This is a genomic window from Wolbachia endosymbiont of Wuchereria bancrofti (assembly GCF_002204235.2).
GTDB lineage: Bacteria > Pseudomonadota > Alphaproteobacteria > Rickettsiales > Anaplasmataceae > Wolbachia.
Window position 1 is genome coordinate 1 of the sequence record NZ_NJBR02000035.1, and the last position, 1,900, is coordinate 1,900.

Annotated in this window: 3 protein-coding genes; all 3 read left to right on the forward strand. The window is 30.8% G+C overall.

The features are described from left to right. The first annotated feature begins 858 nt into the window (after positions 1-858). The 3 genes from CCY16_RS06640 to CCY16_RS06120 all read left to right on the forward strand — a co-directional run bounded on the left by CCY16_RS06640 (position 859) and on the right by CCY16_RS06120 (position 1,701). Positions 859-981 carry a hypothetical protein gene (locus tag CCY16_RS06640; protein WP_281250497.1) on the forward strand — a complete coding sequence of 41 codons (123 nt, stop codon included), beginning with the start codon at positions 859-861 and terminating at the stop codon, positions 979-981. 440 nt (positions 982-1,421) lie between these two features. Further along, positions 1,422-1,568: an ankyrin repeat domain-containing protein gene (locus CCY16_RS06115; RefSeq protein WP_245800726.1), complete on the forward strand. Its 147-nt coding sequence runs from the start codon at positions 1,422-1,424 to the stop codon at positions 1,566-1,568. Between the two features lie 10 nt (positions 1,569-1,578). Continuing rightward, complete coding sequence (locus tag CCY16_RS06120) at positions 1,579-1,701, forward strand: ankyrin repeat domain-containing protein (protein WP_245800727.1); 123 nt, start codon at positions 1,579-1,581, stop codon at positions 1,699-1,701. Positions 1,702-1,900: the final 199 nt, after the last annotated feature.

Below are 1,900 nucleotides of genomic sequence, written 5' to 3' on the forward strand. Positions count from 1 at the left end.
CCCACTCCATATTTAGCTTCTTATGTCCTTACACTTTTACAACTACTTTATAAATCCCTTATCTCCGTAAACGGTTATAAGAAATTTAATAAGCAGAAAAAAGGCAAAAAAAACCTCTTGAGTAGCTACTTATTTATATTTAACTTTCAAATATGGCGTTTTTTTTATTCTAAACACTTGATAATCATGACTCAGCTGCTTTTGAGCTGCAATTAATCTAGATTATAAATATTAAAAAATTTACTGATAGAAAAAAAGACCTAAGACAGCTAGTTATTCACTATCATTATTATCAGCTGGCGTTTTTTAGCAAGCGCAATTTACAGTACTAGTTGGTAATAGATAACAATATAAAAAACATAAGGCACACATAGTGCAAAAAATTAAATACAAAGTACTAAATATGTTAAGTTTTTTTATTGCTTAACCTGTATAGAGAAGATAAATAATTAAACTTAGCCTTATGATAAGGAGACTGGCAAAGTTTGTCAAGTAGTTTTTGCATTTAATCCGTTTTTATTGTTAAAAAACCTAGATGTCGGCCAGTTACTTGGAAATACCCTTGCTTTGGCGAAGGAAGCTCGTACAACCATGTGCAATATCCCAGCTATGATAATATTTCTCACAGATTCATCTAAACTTAATTAAGTAGGAGTGCTATTAATAAGGAAAAGAGTTTGGAGATTTAAGTAATATGGCACATGAGAAAGATATAAACCAATTAGTGGAAAGTAGATTTGATTATCAACTAAAAAGGTGCAAATGGAATCACTCTTTTGCGTAAATTTGCAAAAGAAGGTGATGTAATTGAAGTAAAATCATTATTAGAGTACGAAGCAGATTTTAATGTCATAGACTATGAAAATAGAAATCCATAATACCATTATGCATGGGCACAAGAAAATTGATAAACTCCTTGTTAATCAACTTACAATTAATTCTAAGGATAAAAATGGATTTACTCCGCGCACTGCAAGATGATACAGAATTAATAGATTTTTTGATAGAAAAGACGCAAAAATCAATGAAAAAGATACCTAAGAAGGCTATACTCCTCTTCATATAGCTTCACTATGCGTTTCTAAAAAAGTGTTCAAACTTTAATTGACAGCGAAGCAAATCTTGAATGTGAAGATAATAATTTCCGCACTCCTTTATTTTTGACTATTTATCAATGCACTGCGCACTACGAAAGTAGAGCAGAAATTATAGAATATCTGATAAAAGAGGTGCAAACATAGAAGCAAAAAATACAAAAATAATACTACGCCTTTCCTAGCATGATATAACAATAAAATGCAAATACTTAAGCCCATTTTAAAGAAACAGCAAGCAAAAGCTAACTTTAAAGGATTTATTTGTACAAAAAACAATCATGGTTTTGATGCATTAGATTACCTATTGAGCATAATAATAAGAGGATGGTAACATTTCTTATTTCAAAGAGAATAGAAGCAAATGATCAAGATTTTAATGATAACACCAGGTTACATAAGGCTAGCTATAGTGGTAACACTAAAGCAGTTAAGCTCCTATTGAAGCTTAAGGTAGATCAATGCTGTCACTAGATGTAACAGAATCCCTTTACACTTAGCAGTTAAAAAAGACCATACAAAAATTGTGAAAATGTTATTGAAAGTTAAAGCCAATATGAATATTTGTGAGCAGCAGGGTTATATGCCTCTACATCTTGCTGTTTAAGGAGATTTTTTGATATAGCTTAACTGCTAATAGAAAAGGGAGCAAACCTGAGCATTAATGGCTACACTGCGATAGATATGTCTATCAGAAAAGCTAATAGCACAAAAGACATCAAAGAAAATTATAAAAAATTTTGCAGATTTTTGTTGCTTCACTGGAAGAGCTACATAGTAAGTGCAAGGCTTCTTACATATTTTAA